General features: G+C 44.7%; 12 protein-coding genes. 5 read left to right on the top strand and 7 right to left on the bottom strand.

The features are described from left to right. Positions 1-74: 74 nt before the first annotated feature. The 5 genes from O3Q51_02180 to O3Q51_02160 are packed head-to-tail and all read left to right on the top strand — an operon-like array spanning position 75 to position 5457. Positions 75-2243 carry a hypothetical protein gene (locus tag O3Q51_02180; protein ID MCZ4407600.1) on the top strand — a complete coding sequence of 723 codons (2169 nt, stop codon included), beginning with the start codon at positions 75-77 and terminating at the stop codon, positions 2241-2243. 31 nt (positions 2244-2274) lie between these two features. After that, on the top strand, positions 2275-3459 hold the full coding sequence (locus O3Q51_02175) for a DUF4105 domain-containing protein (protein ID MCZ4407599.1): 1185 nt from the start codon (positions 2275-2277) through the stop codon (positions 3457-3459). Further along, on the top strand, positions 3443-3970 hold the full coding sequence (locus tag O3Q51_02170; GenBank protein MCZ4407598.1) for a DinB family protein: 528 nt from the start codon (positions 3443-3445) through the stop codon (positions 3968-3970). Before O3Q51_02175 ends, O3Q51_02170 begins: the two co-directional genes overlap by 17 nt. A 1-nt stretch (position 3971) precedes the next feature. Further along, positions 3972-4307 carry a translation initiation factor gene (locus O3Q51_02165; protein ID MCZ4407597.1) on the top strand — a complete coding sequence of 112 codons (336 nt, stop codon included), beginning with the start codon at positions 3972-3974 and terminating at the stop codon, positions 4305-4307. Continuing rightward, positions 4282-5457 carry a THUMP domain-containing protein gene (locus O3Q51_02160; protein ID MCZ4407596.1) on the top strand — a complete coding sequence of 392 codons (1176 nt, stop codon included), beginning with the start codon at positions 4282-4284 and terminating at the stop codon, positions 5455-5457. The genes O3Q51_02165 and O3Q51_02160 overlap by 26 nt, the downstream gene beginning before the upstream one ends. On the opposite strand, the gene O3Q51_02155 is transcribed toward O3Q51_02160, so the two are convergent. The 7 genes from O3Q51_02155 to aroC form a co-directional block, all read right to left on the bottom strand. Further along, positions 5454-7451, bottom strand: a complete 1998-nt coding sequence (locus O3Q51_02155) for a dehydrogenase E1 component subunit alpha/beta (protein MCZ4407595.1) — start codon at positions 7449-7451, stop codon at positions 5454-5456. The genes O3Q51_02160 and O3Q51_02155 overlap by 4 nt on opposite strands. A 99-nt stretch (positions 7452-7550) precedes the next feature. Next, a complete protein-coding gene (locus O3Q51_02150; GenBank protein ID MCZ4407594.1) occupies positions 7551-10499 on the bottom strand; it encodes a T9SS type A sorting domain-containing protein in 2949 nt (982 codons plus the stop codon). Between the two features lie 154 nt (positions 10500-10653). Next, positions 10654-11160 (bottom strand): DUF4920 domain-containing protein, encoded by a 507-nt coding sequence (locus tag O3Q51_02145; GenBank protein ID MCZ4407593.1) that lies wholly within the window; start codon positions 11158-11160, stop codon positions 10654-10656. Positions 11161-11186: 26 nt separating this feature from the next. Then, the gene (locus tag O3Q51_02140) at positions 11187-13184 is read right to left on the bottom strand and encodes an OmpA family protein (protein ID MCZ4407592.1); all 1998 of its coding nucleotides are present in this window, start codon (positions 13182-13184) and stop codon (positions 11187-11189) included. A 41-nt stretch (positions 13185-13225) separates the two neighbouring features. Further along, on the bottom strand, positions 13226-16072 hold the full coding sequence (locus O3Q51_02135) for an AsmA family protein (GenBank protein ID MCZ4407591.1): 2847 nt from the start codon (positions 16070-16072) through the stop codon (positions 13226-13228). Further along, positions 16069-17481: a dicarboxylate/amino acid:cation symporter gene (locus O3Q51_02130; protein MCZ4407590.1), complete on the bottom strand. Its 1413-nt coding sequence runs from the start codon at positions 17479-17481 to the stop codon at positions 16069-16071. Before O3Q51_02130 ends, O3Q51_02135 begins: the two co-directional genes overlap by 4 nt. Then, positions 17478-18554 (bottom strand): chorismate synthase, encoded by a 1077-nt coding sequence (aroC, locus tag O3Q51_02125; protein MCZ4407589.1) that lies wholly within the window; start codon positions 18552-18554, stop codon positions 17478-17480. Before aroC ends, O3Q51_02130 begins: the two co-directional genes overlap by 4 nt. Between the last annotated feature and the right edge of the window lie 52 nt (positions 18555-18606).

Genomic DNA, 18606 nt, shown 5'->3' with positions numbered 1-18606 from the left:
GGCAGAAGCAAAATCGATTTTGGTACTTTTTTCCGTTTCAATTGGCATTGCTCCATTTGAAGCGAAACCACTTCTTGTTATTATTTTGGATCGTTCTATTCGCATTTACAACCCAGGCTTTCGCCAACAAACTGGGAATTCCTTCTCAATTTCTTTCCCCGGAATATCAAGGCGTTGTGGGGATCACTTCATTCATGATTCTTGGTTTTGCCTTGGGTGCCTTTATTATGGCATTCAACATATACACCTACATTAACCATGCACATCGTTTCCCTTTCCTAGGAACACTCTCAAGACCATTCTTTAAGTTTTGCATCAACAACTTCATTATACCTGTTGCATTTATTATTACCTATATCTGGAGTTCTTCAGCTTTCTTGGGAGCGATCGAACTAAAGACCAGTTTTGAGATTTTCCTAGACATGTCGGCTTTCCTTTTTGGAAACGCCCTGTTCATCGGCTTGGCATTTATTTACTTTTTCCCTACCAATAAAAACATCTTCAAAATTACAGGGCTTTCGGAAGCTGAGTTTGAAGCGAAACTAGAGAAGAGTATAGCCCGCAATAAAAAAAGGGGGTATAGAATTCCGAGCGTCACCGAGGGCTCACGCTGGAGAGTTGATACGTATCTGGTAAATCCGTTTCGGGTGAATCTGGCTCGCGAATCGCAACACTACGATACTGAAACACTGAAAAAAGTCTTCTACCAAAACCACGTGAACGCTTCTCTTTTTGAAGCCATTATCGTACTAGTCTTCTTTGTGATCGGAATCTTTCAACACAACGATTTTTTTGTGATACCAGCTGCCGCTAGTGTATGCTTGGTATTTACGGTAGTATTGATGGCCATCAGCATTGTCATGTCCCGACTTAAAGGGTGGACGCTGACTTTCTTCGTGATTCTCTTTCTTTTGGTAAACTGGGCTTCTTCGAATTGGGACATTTTGAATCAAGCCAATTACGCTTACGGCCTCAACTATGACAAGGAGCCGGTGGCCTACAATCTTGCCACCATTGATAGCTTGAACAACGATCTGGTTCGAGTAAATATCGACAGGGAGCACCATGAGCGAATCTTGAAATCAAAAGTGATTCAGATCGGTGGAAGAGACAAGTCTGAAAAGCCAAAACTGGTAATTGTAAATGCGACGGGGGGTGGCCTTAGGTCGACACTTTGGACAATGCGCACCCTGCAATACGCAGACAGCATAACACTAGGTAAACTGATGCAACATTCCGTATTGATGACTGGCTCGTCAGGGGGAATAATCGGGGCTTCCTTTTTCAGAGAACTGGTACTGAGAAAAGATTCTTTAGGCGAGAGCATATACGGCCAGACATACCGAGATAAATCTTCAAGTGATATTCTCAATCGTGTCCTGTTCACTTTCGCGACAAACGATATTTTTATTCGCTTCAGAAGGACACAGGTTGATGGGAAATCTTACATCCTCGACAGAGGAAAGACATTCGAAAACCAGCTTAATCGCAATACGGACAACGTCATGAACAAAAAACTTCATGACTATTATAAACCGGTTTCGGGTGGATTGATTCCCATGATTGTGATGGCACCTTCTATTACAAATGACGGTAGGCGATTACTCATATCATCCCAGCCCATTTCTTTTCTGAGTTATGAATATCCCGACTTAAGAGATCAGCTCAATATTGGCAGTGAAAACATCGAATTCGGCAGAATCTTTTCGCAGCACGATGCCAATGATTTGCGCTTTACGTCAGCGCTTCGGATGAACGCCACTTTCCCCTACATCATGCCCTATGCCAATCTGCCCACAGAGCCGAAAATAGAAGTGATGGACGCAGGGCTCAGGGATAACCTAGGTACCAAAATCACGGCCCAGTACCTTAAGGTATTTCAGGATTGGATTGAAGAAAACACCAGCGGTATTATCATACTTCAGATTCGAGACACAGAGAAATTTACCGAACCCAAAGAAGGCAATGTCTCCATTCTCGATCGCTTAACAAATCCGATCGGATCGTTCTATGGAAATTACTTCAATGACCAAGATTACAATATGGATCAACTCCTTGAAATCTTGCAATCGTCATATGAGGTACCCATTTATAAAATTCCTTTGGAGTTGCGCTATGAGTTAGATGAAGAAATTCCATTGAGCTGGCACCTCACCGCTCTGGAAAAGAAAATGATCAACGAAGCAATCTACCGTCCGCATAATGAGGAGTCGTTAGTGAAACTTAAGACACTGCTTCATTAAGCTCGACTGTTTTTAGTTAACTTCGGCCGCCATGGGAATTCGTCGATGGTTGACCATCTTATTTCTACTTCTCCTCAATAATCTCACCGCTCAGAACATAGGTGAGAAAACGAGTGTATCGCTAATCACCTGCGGATCGGGAAACGAACTGTACTCAACATTCGGTCACAGCGCACTCCACATATACGACCCCACCACAGGGCTCGATCGAGTGTACAACTATGGCACCTTTGATTTCGACACACCGAATTTTTACGTCAAGTTTTGCCGAGGTCAGCTCAACTATTTTCTAAACGTCACCGACTTCAACCGATTCGTAGGGACTTACCAATATGAGGGGAGATGGGTGTACCGTCAAGAGTTGAATCTTACTACCAATCAAAAGGCGGAGATTTTTGCTTTTCTCGAAAACAATGCCTCGCCGCAAAACAAGTTTTACAAATACGACTTCTTCTACGACAATTGTAGCACTCGGCTGCGAGACGTTATGGAAAGGCTATTGGGAGAATCCTTAGTTTATCCTGATGTGAGCACAGACACCACTGCGACCTTTCGGCAAATGATTGACCTCTATCTGATCGATCTGCCTTGGAGCGACTTGGGTATTGATTTAGCACTGGGTATGCCTTGCGATGAGGAGGCCGACTTTCGAGAGAAGATGTTCCTACCGGATTACCTGATGGCTAATTTAGGAAAGGCCAAAGTGCTCCGAGACGGGGAACTAATGCCACTGGTAAAAAAGGAAGGACTTGTTTTGGCAGAAAATCCCAATCTCACCAAATCCGATGCGTCTTCCATCTTATGGATTTTTTGGGTCTTGATGATTTTCTGTTTCATCACGGGCATCTTCATTCATCCCAAAAAACTGAAATGGTTTGACATTTTCTTTTTCATCCTAATTGGAATTCTAGGCATCGTGATCGCTTTGCTTTGGTTTGCAACTGAACATAGCGCCACCAAATGGAACCTTAATTTGCTGTGGGCGGCACCCTCTTGGATTTGGGGGGCGATTCTCTTAGTACGCAATAAACCAAGCAGTAAATTTTTCAAGGTTCACGCCATTATTACCTTTACCATAGTGGTATTCTGGATTGTCATTCCTCAGTCGTTCCATCAGGCGGTCATTCCGATTGTTTTGGCTTTAGCAGCCAGAAGCTGGTCATGGCAAAAAAGAAGATTCATCATCAAAAAAGCGGCCGATGCTCCCCAAGTTTGAGAAGAAGTTGAATAGTATGGATGAGTCCTTGGCTGAGATGATTGCTTTTTTGGACCAATTGGACTCTGATCAATTGCATCATAAGTCAAACGGAAAGTGGAGTGGCGCTCAAGTCTTTCAACATCTTCACGATTCTGAAAAAGGAACTACGGGATACCTCCAAAAGAAATTGCAGGCCCCTCCCGGCGAAGTTCCATCAGGAGGAATTGCTGCTGCCATTCGATCAATGCTCCTGAGGCGAGCACTGAGAAGTAGAAAAAACCAATTTACGGCGCCGAAGGTTTTGGGTGAAATTCCTGAAACGCCCAACTACCTTGAGTTGAAGCAGAGCTACCTTGACATCCGAAAAGAAATGAGAGAAATCTTGTCGGACATTGATTCAAAAGGATCGTCGAAAGAATATTTCAACCATCCAAGAGCAGGAAGATTAACCATTGGTCAGACTCTCGGATTTTTAAAAGATCACTTTGACCGGCACTTTGACCAAGTCAAAGCAAGAACAAAACAGTAGTATGGCGAAGAAGAATAAAAAGAGGATTGTATACAGCACTAGTCCCGATTTCAATTATTCCTACAGCGATCATGTTGGGGTAAAGACTTTGCCTCCCAATGAGCAGGATCTACGCGTTTGGATTGATCGCAAAAAAGGCGGAAAAGTGGCCTCGATTATTAAAGATTTTGTGGGAACGGATGAGGATATGAAGATTTTGGCCAAAGAGCTCAAAAGCCTCTGTGGAGTTGGCGGAACAGCAAAGAACGGCGAGATTTTGATTCAAGGAGATCACCGCGATAAAATAATGGATTACCTCAAGAAAGAAGGCTATGGCGCAAAGAAAGCAGGTGGGTAATCCATCGGACAATAAACGATTCCAAATGGTGGCCACCACCTTGGAAGGGCTTGAAAATGTCTTGGCTAAGGAACTGATGATGATCGGTGGAAATGACGTGCGCACGGGGAAGCGCGCAGTCTACTTTTCTGCTGACATGGATTTGCTTTACAAAGCGAATCTGCGGCTGAGAACTGCCCTGCGCATTCTCAAACCGATAAAGCTTTTCAGGGCCGTGAACGAAGAAGACCTTTATGACGGCATCGCCTCCATCGACTGGACGGAGATTTTTGATGTCAATAAATCATTTGCGATCAAGACCGCCGTCAGTGGGAAATTTTTCACCCACAGCCACTTTGCAGCATTGAAGTGCAAGGACGCCATCGTCGATCAATTTCGGGAAAAGTTCAACGAGCGACCCGATATCGAAACACGCGAACCAGACTTGGTTTTTCACGTGAGAATTCACCGAGATCAAGTGACTGTTTCGTTGGACAGCTCTGGAATACCGCTCAACAAAAGAGGGTATCGCCAAGCTGATGCAGCCGCTCCGCTAAATGAGTGTCTCGCCGCAGGTATGCTCCTGATAGCGGGCTACGAAGGAAAGCGAAATTTCGTGGACGGCATGTGCGGTAGCGGAACCTTATGCATTGAGGCCGCATTGATCGCTAATAAGATTGCTCCGGGCCTCCTTCGCGAAGATTTTGCTTTTATGCATTGGAAGGATTTCGATCCTGAGCTATATGAGATCATTCACAACGCCACTGTGAACAGAATCAAGGAGAGCACCCATGAAATCATGGGTTACGACGAGAGTATGTCGGCAGTAAAACTGGCAAGGAAAGCAGCGCAGGCAGCTGGTGTTGAGGAGTCAATCAACTACAGGATCACCGACTTTTTTGACGAAGACCCACCCGAAGCACCAGGCATTTTAGTGATGAACCCTCCTTACGGCCAACGGATAGAAATGAATAACATCGAGCTGATGTACAGTGAAATCGGTGATAAATTCAAGAAGGCTTACCCTGGCTACCAAGCATGGATACTGTCAGGTCATGAGGATGCGATGAAAAGCGTCGGTCTGCGCACTTTTGATACGCACCACTTGATCAATGGAAAAATTCCTTGTCGGTATTCGGGGTATCGGATATATAGTGGATCGAAAAACTAGTAACCCAATAGAGATTTCACCTTTTCAGAAAGTAAGGCACTCGCCAAAAACTGTTTTTCCAAACTACCCACAAACGGCACCGCCGTATCCATACTGGCACAGCGCATCACCGGTGCATCCAGCGCATCGAAGCAGTTCTCATTGATCAAAGCGGCCAACTCGCCGCCGAATCCACCAAAAAGGGTGTCCTCGTGCAATACGAGTACCCGACCCGTTTTGCGCGCTGATGTGAAAACAGTTTCCGTGTCAAGTGGTACTAAGGTGCGCAGGTCGATTACTTCGATGGAAGCGTCATGGTTATCGGCTTCCGCCAATGCCCAATGCACGCTCATGCCGTAAGTCACAATGGTGAGGTCGGTTCCTTCTCTAACAGTATTGGCTTTGCCGAAAGGCAGATTGTAATAGCCCTCGGGCACCTCTGATTTCAAACTTCGGTAAAGTGCTTTGTGCTCAAAAAACATCACCGGATTCGGATCTTCAAATGCTGTGATCAAGAGACCTTTGGCATCTTCCGGAAAAGCGGGATAAACCACTTTCAAGCCCGGGATATGCGTAAACCAAGCTTCATTGCTCTGCGAGTGAAATGGCCCCGCTTGGACTCCTGCTCCTGTCGGCATACGCACTACCACGTCGGCATTCTGCCCCCAGCGGTAGTGAATCTTGGCCAAATTGTTCACGATCTGATTAAAGCCTTCGGTCACAAAATCGGCAAACTGCATTTCAACCATGGCCTTCATTCCCTTGATGGAAAGGCCTAAGCCCGTTCCTAGAATAGCAGCTTCGCAAAGCGGGGTATTGCGAACACGTTCTTTTCCAAATTCCTCGACGAAGCCTTCGGTGATCTTGAAAACACCACCATAGTCGGCAATGTCTTGTCCCATCAAAACCAAGTCGGGGTGCATACGCATAGCTTCACGCAGCCCATCTGAAACAGCATCGATCAGACGCATTTCTTTTTTTTCTCCGGTGGGTAGAATCTCTTTGAAGTCATATGGAGCATAAACATCTCCAAGCTCCTTTTCGATCGAGGCTTTAATGTCTTCTTCGGCGTAAGCCTCCTTGAGTCCTTGTGCTATTTCAGCTTTGATCCTTTCTCGTTCTCTTTCTATCTCCTCCGCTTTCAGTACGTTGATTTCTTTAAGAAAGTCTTCATAATTGGAAATTGGATTCTTTCTCCCCCACTCTGCCATCAGCTCGTCGGGAACATACTTCGTTCCCGAAGCTTCCTCGTGTCCGCGCATTCTGAAGGTGAGGCATTCTACCAATACGGGACGAGGGTTTTGACGAATATCTTCCGCTAAATCTCTTAATGCGGTATAGACTTCCAAAACGTTGTTACCAGCCAATTGGAGGGATTCCATTCCGTAGCCGATTCCCTTATCGATGAATTGCTTGCAGCGAAATTGCTCTGAAGAAGGAGTTGATAATCCGTAACCGTTGTTTTCAATGATGAACATCACGGGGAGATCCCAAACGGCGGCCACGTTTATACTTTCGTGGAAATCGCCCTCACTCGTTCCGCCATCTCCTGAAAAAACTGCCGTCACGGCTTTTTCGCTTTTCAATTTGTGTGCCAGCGCTATTCCGTCAGCCACTCCCAGTTGAGGCCCGAGGTGGGAAATCATCCCCACAATTTTGGCCTCCTTCACACCGAAGTGAAAAGAGCGATCTCGACCATTGGTGTAACCATTGGCCTTGCCTTGGAACTGACTGAACAAACGATTCAGTGGCAACTTCCTGGTGGTAAACACCCCCAAATTTCGGTGCATTGGAAGAATGTACTCTTCATCGTTTAAGGCCATCGTAGCTCCGATGCTTATCGCCTCTTGGCCAATGCCCGAAAACCATTTGGAAATTTTTCCCTGACGGAGCAAGCTGAGCATTTTCTCCTCAATCAATCTCGGCTTGAGAATGTTGCGGTAGATGGCTAGAAGTTGCTGGTCGGATAAGTCTTTTCGATCGAAGGTGGTTTGCCTGTCCTCGGCAGTGATCATAGGTAAATTGTTTAACCAAAGGTAGACAAATTTGAATTTGACAAAACGCAAAAAAGCCCACTCCATTCAGAGCGGGCCCTTTTTTAGCTGTAGTCGGTATTAGTCTACAATAAGTTTTTCCGTCGTAATCAGTTCATTTCCAGCTCTCGCTTGGAGGAGGTAAATTCCCTTGCTCAATCCATTCAGATTCAATCGCTGAATTCCTGATGAATTTGGAATCAATTCAGAAATGAGTTTCTTTCCTTGCAGGTCATAAATTTCGAGAGAGATTTGGTCTTTTTCCAAAGCAGTTTCAATGGATATTTGAATTTCAGATCCATCCGATGGATTTGGGAAAATCATTATTGACAACTGATCATCTTGTTCCATGGAATAGTCGGTATTCGGAAGAACAACCAGACCACTTAAACCTTCCACGGTGATTTCACATCCGTTGGAATAGTCTCCTTGAAGTCCTCCTGAGTTAGCCTTAACGGTCACGTTATAGGTATCTCCAGAAATGAGACCTGTAACAAATGACAAAAGCACATTTCGATTTGGTCTCACGATCTCAATCGGGTTTTCACCAGGCTGGGAAACATTATCAAATCTGAAGGTATATTGCTCAGCAGAGCAAACCTCAACCGCAGTAAGAACCTGGCTTAAAGAAACGGTTACACCGCAAGTGAAAAGCATTGGATTCACTTCCGTATTTGGAACAAAATTGTTCATATTAATTTCCTTAGCCAGACTGATTGTGCTTTCATTTCCCTGAGCGTCAGTGGCAAAAACCGTTACCGAATAAGTCGTTCCTAATTCCAATCCATCAACCAATTGAAGTGGACAAATCGGACTTGTTGTTCCAGAGTTGTATTCCAATTGATCCGAACCATCATCAAATACCCATCGGTAATTCGTCGCTCCAAAAATTCTTCTGGCTTTCACAAAATCACACATGTTATAAAATCCATCTGCAAAATTGTCAAGCAAGAACGTGGTAGGACCATCAGCCATCGAGATGGTACACGAAACACCATAGTCTCCAAGATTAGGACCTTGATACATGCGTGCTCTCACCCTCACATCGTACGAACGACCGTATTCAAAGTTTTCAAACCATCCGATGTAAAAGTTAGGATTGGTTCCGTTTGGTGATTCTACTTCATACGTTTCGAACGGCGATTCTAGCTCAGTAAATTCAAATATGAAACCGTCTAAAAGGAAATTCGGATTTGGTAGAGTCGCTCGAATCAAACTATTGGCGGTGAGTTCTGAAGCTCCACAATCGGCGGGACGCAGTCTAACGAAAGGAATGTGCGCTACACCCGTAGTGAATGACGTGGTTGCCGGAGCTGATCCACCTGCATGATAAACACGGTATACATATTCCTGTCCAGGTGTCAAATCGTTTACCCAAAACAGTTCACGGAGTCCTGCACCTGCTTCGTTTACACAAGCGAGTTGCGTTCCATCACAGCCATCAAATACTTCTACAGCAGGATCAAAATCACCTGAAGTTTCCACTCTGAAATAGCTGGTACTTCCTACCGCCGTGAAAGAGAAATATGGATCGGGATTATTTCCGGGTCCGTTGCATTGAGGTTCCAAAGAATAAGTGACAGATGAAACATCACCACCTATTTCTGAGTCAGCGAATGTGGTTTGAGATATTACTGTTGAAGCATTCAAACAATTATCACCTGTAGGGCAAGTGAAATCAAGGCCACCTTGAACCAATTCACAACCGGAGATACTTTCACTCGACACGGTGATTTCAACGGGTGAACCAATATTGAATGGTCCAACATTTTGAACACCGGTAGCACTAACTCCTGTAGTAGCGGTAACACCTGCATCGTTAGAAATAGAAACAGATGCGCTGTTTCCGAGAGATGTGATATCTACATCAACTGTAAACGTTCCCGCTCCACAATTATCAACAACAGTAAAATCTACTGTCGGAGCAGTACAACCCTCACAGGAAACTTGCCAAGCCCATCCCAATTCAAAATTGAAACTACCGTCTTCACAGCTTCCGCTTACATCAGATGTAGCTGTCATAGACAAGCTTCCACTTGTGGCAGTTTCACTAACTCCTGTTAAATCACCTCCATTGCTTCCTTGAAAGAGAATTGTTCCTGCCCCATCGCTACCGTCTCTGATAGTGATTTGATCAAGAACGTCTTCCAGCTCTCCCGAAAGGAATGTCAACGTGATGGGAGAACCATCAGGCGAACTATATAAAAATGAAGTGTTATCGTTGTTTTGATAGCAATAAGATTGATCGAGGGTATTACCACAAGTCAATACGTTGTCGCAAGCCAAGCCTACATCTGTTACGAGTTGGCTAACATTACATGTATTATCGTCATTATGAACTACGTTAATGGTAGCTGAAGTTCCTAAAGGAAACGGGCCAACGGTTTGAATTCCTGGAGAAGTAATATTCGTAATGGAAGCAGCGCCTCCGTCATTGGTTATGTTCAATGAAGTGGCATCTCCCAATGAAGAAATAAAAACGTCTACCTCATATTCATTGCCTCCGATACATGATTCTGAAAAAGCAACCGTAGGTGGTGTACAAGTCGTTGCTCCATTGGCACAAATACTGTAATCACCTTGAACATTATTGTTTGTTTCCCAAAGTTGTATGAATACGGTTTCGCCTGCTGTACCTGTCAGTTCGAGTTCAGGAAAAAATCCCGGACCACTATTGGCATCGCAACCTATTAGCGTTAAGCTACCGCAAGTTCCTGAATAAGCTGCAGCATTAATGTTTAATGCAGGTGGTGTCGTGCCCGGGATCAATGTAGTAGAAACCGTTACAATTCCTGAAGCAGGAATGACTATTGAATACCATCCATCTCCGCCCGAGTAAAAATCACAATCAGCACCTACAGGTACTTGACCAGAGTTGGTCAATCCTGTATTTGAAGCCGCGCTAAACACGCAACTCCCAACATTTACAGTGAGGGATTGGGCACTCGAACAGTCATTTCCCTGACCATATGAGTCAATAGACCATGAGCCAAAAAAGGTAATCATGATCATCAATAATAAATTTTTCATTTTGGAATTGAGTTTAAGGGTTAAAGAGTACTTCGTCTGCATACGAGGGCTTTGCAAAATAAGATTCAAAATACCCCTTTGAAATTCGTGAAAATTATGAGAAACAAAAAAGCCCGCATTTCTGCGGGCTTCAGATTCAATTTCAAAATGAGTACTATTCAGTGATTACGACACCTACTGCTTCAAAATTCATGCTGATCTCAGGCTCTGTAATTGCTGCAATCTCTTCAGGCGATTTTTCAGCATCTTCGGCTAAGTGCTTTAAATAGTCAACATCCAGGGTATCCGTAAATGCTACTCCTTCCATAATTACATTCATTCCTCCTACACCTTCTTTAGGAACGAAGAATCCGTAATCCTTAAATCTCACTCGCATCTCTTCACCATTCCCCATATCCACTGTCATCCAGCATCCCTTCACTTTACAAGTCTCATTGATGGTAGCTTGAAGAGTCGTGTAAAGTGAATCCTTACCTTCCATTGCTGTTAAAAAAGCTTCAGGTGTCAAGGCTCCAGACGTTTCGATGGTATCACCGTAATAATTCATAGAAATGGTCTGTGCAACCGTTTCAACTTCTGGAGTTTTAGCTTCTGTGTTCTCAACTGTTTCGCTACAAGCGTAAAATCCGAGTAGTGCTAATGCTAAAAGTAGTCTTTTCATGGTTTAATATTTTGCCGCAAAGATAGTTAACGCTTTACAATCTTGAACTCGGTCCGTCGATTTATAGCACGGTCTGCATCAGAATTATTCGGAACCAATGGCTTTGATTCACCAAACCCTTTAAAATTCATCTTGTCGGGGTTCACACCTGATTCTTGCAAGTATCCAAACACTTCAAACGCCCGATCAGCACTAAGAGCTAGATTGGCTTCTGCATCTCCTACATCATCGGTATGTCCGAATATATCAACTTGATAAGTTGGATTATCGTTTAAGTAATCGGCAAATTCACTGAGTACAGATTTTGATGCCTCATCGATTTCAGAAGAACCCGTTGCGAAGCGGATATCGTTCATTCGATATGTCTTTCCTGAAACCAGCTTCTCGACCTTCATTTCCAAATCACGCACCGTTTCCGCCGTATCGGCTAAAGTGAATACGCGGGTATTAAAGGCTAGATCTTCTGTATCGCTTTTTACGCTCACTACGACATCTTCGTCTTTTCTAAGATTGACAACTGCGGCGTAAGTCCCGTCTATATCGTCAACTTTAACCTCCTTCACTTCTTTGGTCTCGGCATATTTGATTTCAATCTTCGCATCGGTCACCAACTCACCTTGTTCATTCTTTACATCACCTTTTAAAATCAGCACCTTCTCAGGTCTGGCTTCCTTCGGAACGTCAAATGCATATATATCCAGTCCTTTAGCTGAAGCGACATTCGACGATGCAAAAAGCGCAATTTTTCCGTCGGTGCTCACAACCAAGCCGTGCTCATCTTGGGGAGAGTTTACGGGGTAACCAATGTTCTTTGGCCTCGTCCAACCGCCATCATCTTCTTGCTTGCTGTAAAATATATCGTAGCCGCCTGCTCCGAGGTGACCATTGCTGGCAAAGTACATCGTTCGGCTATCAGCATGGAGAACAGGGCTCTTGTCGTTTCCATCAGTATTGATGTCATCGCCAATAGGTTTGGCAAGAGACCACTCGCCAGTCGCAGAACGCTCCGTGTAGAAAATATCAATAGTTGGATTTCCGTCTTTATCAGGCGTGGTCGTCTCTCTTATGGTGGCGAAATAAAGCGTATTTCCATCTGCCGACAAGGTGGGCTGCGCCTCCCAGCCATCTGAAGTATTCACATTCTCACCTAAATTTTCCAGCCCGGTCCAATTGTAAAGGACCTTACCCGCATCATTCGTTTCTCGTTCATATCTCGAAACATAGAGATCGCAGTTTTTATAGCTGGAAGAAACAGGCTTGCACACTGTAATGAACATCTCGCGATTGTCCAGAGAGAGGGTCACTCCTCCATAATTATCTCCGACATTGAAAGGAGCAGGAAGAGATTCAGCATTGTCGTATTCACTGGCACCATCGATTTGTTCAGCCATCATGAATCGCTCCACCTCTGTCGCGTACAAGTCGCCTTTTGCTTTTTCCTTAGATTTCCGAGTGAAAAATATCAGCTGGTTATCGGGCGATAACATAGGCAAGTACTCTCCTGCTGCTGTATTCACATTTGCCAGCCTTCTCGGATCGTAGTCCACCGGATTGGAATAAAATTCATTGTAGAAACGTACTTCGGGCAATACAGATGCAATATCCCCTTCTTTTGCTTCGTGATCACGCGACGTTTTCCCAGCCTCCTTATCGAAAGTCAAAAAGCCTTCAAAATACTTCTGAGCATTCTCGTAGTCTTGGTTTGCATATGCAATGATTCCAGCGTAATAATAAGCATCTGCGTGGTAGTTCGGACAGGAAGTGATCACTTCTACAAAATCGTTGTAGGAACGATCATACCCCGTATTTTGCTCCATGGCTAAGCCATATTCCGCTCGGGCTTTTCCAAAAAGACATTCGATGCATTCAGGGTCTGCATCAAGTGATTTTCGGAAAACATCAATTCGCTCACCGAGGTCCAGCCGCGAACTGTTCATCGCTTCATCTAAAAGCTTTTGGGCTTTTTTCGACGAAGATGGACCGCAATTCTGTGCCTGCAACGCAAAACCTATCAAGAAGGTCACGCTTAGACTTAGATATTTTATTGCTTTAAAAATCATGGAACTTACTCTCCGTTATTGATCTTATCTGCTTGTTTTCTGGCGTCAGCCATAATCTTATCAGCTTGCTTTTGGGCTTCCGCTACCAATTTATCACCTTGCGTGTCCGCTTGCTTCCTCAACTGATCGGCTCCTATTTTTGCACCAGCTTTCGCAATCGGATTCTTCGCATCCTTGATCAACTTATCCGCTTGCTTATCTGCTTCCTTACGAAGGTCATCCGCAGCTTTTTCAGCCTCTCTCACCAATTTATCGGCTTGCTTTTGCGCATCGGCCAATATTTTATCCGCCTCCTTAGCAAGCTCTTCCTTGGCATTATCGATCTGCTTATCCACCTCTTCTTTGATGGCTTCAGTAGCTTGCTCTTTAACAGAACTTTCGCCCTCCATGCCTGCAAAGGCAGGTTTGATTGAAGGATCATAAAGATCTCCCTCGATCGTTACGTCCATATTGATGTATTCACCCAAAGACATGTTCCCACCGAGAAAAGCATTGGCTTGACCTAAGAGCCCTTCAGCCATTTTGTTGAATTCACCTCCTAACTCTTCACGTGGAATTTTCATCTTCATGAGGTAGTCGATCTTTTCATCAAAGCTTACCCAACCGCTCACATTGGCCGTCATTGCATCGATTTTTACATCGAAAGGCGAAGTGGTAACTTTTCCGTCTTCAATTACAAAAGTTGCATCTAAGTCTTGAATGCGTTGTTCTTTCAAACCAGGCGCTTTCATAGTAGTCGAAAGCTTTTCAAGGAAATCGCCACCTTTTAAAACCACCTCATCACTCACTAAAGAGCCACGTCCTTGCATGGTTTCATAAATGGGCTCCATATTCTGATCGAGAATTCCTTCAACCTTCAAATCAGAGCTCACCTTACCTTTCGCGTGCTTCGCAATCGGGGCAATCTTTTGAACAGTGTTGAACGTATTAAAAGCTTGGTCAATCTCAATTGAGTTTAGGTCATATGCAAAGTCATATGAGGGTTTATCCAGGTCTTGAGTCGAATAGCTACCGCTAATACCCATGGTTCCTCCAAGCCCCTTAGCAACTAATTTCTCCAACTCAGCCCTCTCATTTCGCAAGGTGATTTTTCCTTTGATATCCGAAAGAACAAGATCGTCGTAAGTAATTTCTCCGATAGTGGCATTCAAGACCAAGTCCAGATTATCAGGAATTGGAACGACTCCAGAAGCGCTATCGCTTGAAGCTGTCTCAACTTCTTCACCAGTTGACTCTTCAGCCGTTACTGTTTCCTCTCCTTCTTCTGATGTCATGAATTTATTGACGTCAATCTTGTCAGCACCGAAATTGAATACTCCTTGGAGCGTAGTGTCCTGAAGAGCGTAAGCCACATAATTGCTGATGTAGCCATCCATCTCCATATTGATGCCTTCGTAAATCAACTTCACCGTTTCGACATTCAATCTTTGTGGAGTAAAATCCATTTTAGCAATCGGCAATGCCACATCTACCTCTGCATCTCGATAAATGAAATCATTCATTGCCGCAGCCCCTGAAGCATCAAAATCATTGAACCGCTGGTTCTCGATAGCGCTAAGATTTCCATCCAATTTGAAGTGGGCCGAAAGAATACCTGCCATCTCAAATTCTTCTTCCATAGGAACCACGTCGCTAAAGCTGCCCAAATCGAGATCGGCGTCCACTTTCGTGCGAATGTTCGGATCACTCATCGGATTGCGCAAAAAGAGGTATGCATCGATTGTATTAGGCTTAGCAGCTGTTTTCCCAATTTCCATGTGAAACTTGGGAACGTCCACCGCTATTTTATCCAGATCATTTCCTTCGGGGCTTTCTACCTTCGCGTCAATGGCGATGTTTTGAATGCTCTTTGGCAAATCGGGATATTGCACCGATCCATTATCAACTTTAAGCTCGGCCATAAAAGCAGGCATGTTCTGCTCGTTGTAGGTTCCGCGAACATAACCATCCAACAAGACCGATCCCGAAGCACTTACACCTTCTAAATCTTGGGTGTAATATGCAGGAATCAAACTCATAATAGCTGTAAGCTCTGCCGTTTCTGTGGCAAAGGTGATATCCATATCGATGTCGTCAGTCGGCATGGCCACAAAACCATCAAACTTAAGAACCAAGGCATTCACGTCGAGTTCGTTTTCCATAAACTCAAACCGCATTTCTTCAAGGTTCATGGCCAAATCGGCAATCAAATCAGCTTTGAGCGCATTCGCATACTTGATGCCGTCATAATCAACGGTGAAAGCCTGAATATGCGTTTCGGTCTTAAGCGTAAAAATATCCTGAGCAAAATCTCCATTGCCGGTATGATCCAAATCGTCGATGACCAAGCGCATAGGCAAGGTGGCGTCATCGTAGATAATTACCCCATCTGAAATACTGTATTCTTTTATCGACAAGTTGAGCGGGGCACTCTCTTCAGTGACAACCTCTTCTTCCTCGGCTGAAGAATCATCAGAGGCAATGGCGATGTCGTAATTGGCAGTACCGTCTTCCAATACCTTCACCATGAAATAAGGCCTCTCGAGGTTGATGCTTTTCACCACGATTTGATCTCCACTAATGACGCTCATCACATCCATCACGAGTCCAATATTTCCAATGCTGGCCAAAGTGTCGCCTTCGAAATCTTCGATACCGACAACACTCAATTCTTCAATCCCAACGGCCAGGTTCGGGAAATTGCGAATAAGCGAAAGCCTTACATCGTTAAACTCGACTTTCGCGCGGAGATTCTCGTTGGCTTGCTGTTTTACCAGATCAACGATTTTCCCTTTAAAGACAAAAGGAAGAATCAGCAGGAGCAGAAAGATAGCCACGACAATGATGGCAATAATTTTCAGCGCTTTTTTCATATGTCCTCTCGGTAATTTAGTTCGTTTTCAGATTTCGCAATCACGGTTGAAACAGTTGCATCTCCCGTTACATTTACTACGGTACGACACATGTCTAAGATACGGTCAACGGGGAAAATTATTGCGATCCACAATGGATTCAACCCGACACTTTGGAGTACGATAATAAGCATCACAAGGCCCGCACTAGGAACTGCAGCCGATCCAATAGAAGCCAAAGTGGCAGTGAGAACAATTGTTAATTGCTGTCCAAGGCTAAGATCAACATAGTGTAACTGAGCCAAAAAGATAACGGCAACCGCCTGATAAAGACTTGTCCCGTCCATATTGACGGTCGCCCCAATGGGAAGCACAAAGCCGGTAATGCTTCTGGAAACGCCAATGTTCTCCTCTACACATTCCATGGTAACAGGAAGTGTTGCGGCACTGGAACTCGTAGAAAAAGCGAGGAACTGAGCGGGTGCAATTCGTTTGAAAAACCCACGGTAGGTCAACGGTTTAACCACCGTTTTCGCGATAAGCGGATAGAAAACAAAAATCATAAAGGCCAACCCAACCGCCACCGTGATGGAATAACTTCCGAGTCCTTTGAATATTTCGAATACTTGAGCAGGCGTATCGGCCATGGTGGAAAGCACACCTGCCATCAAGGCAAAAACAAAGAAAGGTGCGGCTTGCATGACAATGTCTACCATTTTAAGGAAGACCTCATTGGTTCCTTCCACAAAGGCCTTCAAGACGCTCACTTTTTCTTCGGGAACAATTGCCAGACAAAGACCAAAGAAAATGGCAAAGAAGATGACTTGGAGCATTAATCCATTGTCGGAAATGGAGAGAATGATATTCTCGGGAACCATGTCCACCAAGAACTTTAGAGGGCCATCTTCCTTTGAATCATCAGCGGTCTTGAGCTTTTCTTGGGCTTTTGCAAGACTTTCCTGGTCGGCTAACATCTGAGCCTCCTCCGTGAGATAATCAGCGTAGGCTGGATCTCCCGAAAAGTACTTGCCGTCTTTGATTTCGATCTCATTCGAAACAGCCCAAGTTTCATAAGCAATCCGATTTTTAATCCGAGATTCTTCATCGACAAAACTTCCCGGCTGGATGACGTTTACCAGCAAAAGACCAATACCAATTGCGGTAACCGTCGTAATAAGGTACAATCCCAAGGTTTTGGCTCCGAGTCTTCCTAGCTTCGAAACATCCTTGAGTCCTGCGATTCCCGACATGATGGAAAACAGGACTAACGGAACAGCTATAAACTTGAGCATTCGGATAAAAATTACCCCGAATGGATCAATCCAATTTTTGGTAAATTCATTCCACCCAAGGTAACTCGCCAAAAATGCCCAGATAATTCCGAGCACCAATCCTATGATGATTTTCCAATGAAGTGCGAGTTTGGTCATAATCGTATCGTGCGGTTTCTGAGAAGGTGATCGGCCAAGATGAGTGCAGTCATAGCTTCGACAATGGGCACCGCTCTGGGCACTACACATGGATCGTGCCTTCCTTTTATTTCCAATTCAGTTTCTTTCCCTTCTCGGGTAATGGTTTGTTGTTTCTTTCCAATGGAGGCCACGGGTTTAAACGCCACTCGAAAAACTATATCCATTCCATTTGAGATACCGCCTTGAACGCCTCCACTATGATTGGTTTGAGTATGTGGCTTGCCGTCCACTATTTCGAAACCGTCGTTGTGATCGCTTCCTTTCATTTTGGCGGCCTCAAATCCGCTTCCTATGTCAAAGCCTTTTACAGCATTGATGCTGAGCATGGCCTTGCCTAAATCGGCGTGGAGCTTATCGAATACGGGTTCGCCCAATCCTGCAGGAACGCCCAGAGCTAGTCCGGTAACTATCCCCCCAAGGGTATCGCCCTCATCGCGGGCTGTTTCTATGGCCGTTCTCATGGCTTTCGCCGAATGTGGATCAGGACAACGAACTTCATTTTCGACGGCAGTCAAATCCAGCTCTGTGTGCGGCTTATCAACTTCAACTTGTCCAATAGCGCTCACATAAGAATTAATTTCAATCCCTTCTGCTTGTAAGAATTGCTTGGCAATAGCTCCTGCCGCCACTCGGCAAGCCGTTTCACGAGCAGATGATCGCCCACCACCGCGATGATCTCTAATGCCGTATTTGGCCTCATAAACGTAATCGGCGTGCGACGGACGAAAGACATCTTTGAGGTTTCCGTAGTCTTTTGATCGTTGATCGGCATTGGGAATAATGAATGCAATTGGAGTGCCCGTAGTTGTTCCTTCGAAAATTCCCGAAAGGAATTTAACGGTATCCGACTCTTTTCGTTGGGTAGTCAAATCGCTTTGACCGGGCTTCCGACGATCCAGTTCTTTTTGGATGGCATCCATATCGAGCGAGAGACCCGCGGGACATCCGTCTACAATTCCTCCGATCGCCTCGCCATGCGATTCGCCGAAGGTGGTGAGCTTAAAAAGGGTACCTAAGCTATTTCCCGCCATGCGGCCAAAGATAGAAATCTTTCGTGCGGAGAAGTATAGATTTCAATGGAGG

Source organism: Cryomorphaceae bacterium 1068, from assembly GCA_027214385.1.
Classification (GTDB): domain Bacteria; phylum Bacteroidota; class Bacteroidia; order Flavobacteriales_D; family Cryomorphaceae; genus JAKVAV01.
This window is presented reverse-complemented; position numbering and strand designations above follow the sequence as displayed.